This is a genomic window from Protofrankia sp. Cj3, assembly GCF_917627355.1.
Taxonomy (GTDB): domain Bacteria; phylum Actinomycetota; class Actinomycetes; order Frankiales; family Frankiaceae; genus Protofrankia.
The window spans coordinates 20459-21441 of the sequence record NZ_CAKJTR010000021.1 but is presented as its reverse complement, the minus strand read 5'-3'; the positions used below and the strand labels follow the sequence as shown (position 1 = coordinate 21441).

1 protein-coding gene is annotated in these 983 nt (G+C 67.3%); it reads left to right on the top strand.

The window, feature by feature from the left end; translation table 11 throughout:
* Positions 1–89: 89 nt before the first annotated feature.
* On the top strand, positions 90–971 hold the full coding sequence (locus MJ783_RS04800) for a cyclopropane-fatty-acyl-phospholipid synthase family protein (RefSeq protein ID WP_239308705.1): 882 nt from the start codon (positions 90–92) through the stop codon (positions 969–971).
* Positions 972–983: the final 12 nt, after the last annotated feature.

The window sequence follows — 983 nt, the reverse complement described above, 5'->3', positions numbered from 1 at the left end:
GGTGAACCGCAGGGCCAGACGGCCGCGGCTCCGGGTTGGTCTACCCTGACTCCGCCGGCAGGTGCGGGCAGATCAGAAGGGGGGACGTCGTGTCCGAGGCGTTGATGAGTACGGCGGTTCGCTTGGGCTCATCGTTGGACGCGTTGGCGGCATTGGCCGCCCATGTGCGCATAGAGACCGAGAATCTGCCGGCCGATCCGCGGGTACGTGCATTGCTGGCCGACATCGCCGTCGAACTGCTCGGCGAACCCGGCGGGTACGGCGGCCATGCCGCCCCGGTGGTGGGGCTGGCTCGTGCGTTCGTGCAGCAGGCAGCGGAGCTGATCGAAAATCCCGGCCGTGTCGGGAGCTGGGACCAAATCAACGTGCCGCTGCTGCAGAGCATCGGCCGTCTTTCGATGGCGATCTGTGACGCCGTGCGGACCGCCGCGGGCATGCTACCCGACCTGAATAGCCGCCTGACTGCTCCCGGGGCGGACTTCCTTGATGTCGGGACGGGGACCGGCTGGTTGGCGATCGCTATGGCCCGTTCCTATCCCGAGCTGCGCGTAGTGGGTATTGACATATTTGAACCCGCACTGAACCTGGCCCGCAGCAATATCGAAACGGAACGCATAGCCGGTCGCGTCGAAGTTCGGCGACAGGACGTAGCTGCCCTCGACAACGAGGCGGGATTCGACGTGATCTGGCTTCCGATGCCGTTCCTGCCTGCGGATATCGTCCCGGCGGCGCTGGCTGCCGTTTCCGGTGCGTTGCGGCCGGGCGGCTGGCTGCTCGCGGGTACGTTCACCGGCCTTGATGACCGGTTGTCCAGCTTACTGACCGACCTGCGCACCATTCGCTGCGGCGGCCATCCGTGGCGCTCGGACGAACTCGTCCCGACCATCGCGGCGGCAGGCTTCAGCGACGTCGCTGAGGTTCCTCGGACGTGGCCCGCACCTGCCCGCCTCTACGTGGGACGCCGCCCCTGACCGGCGCGAGGC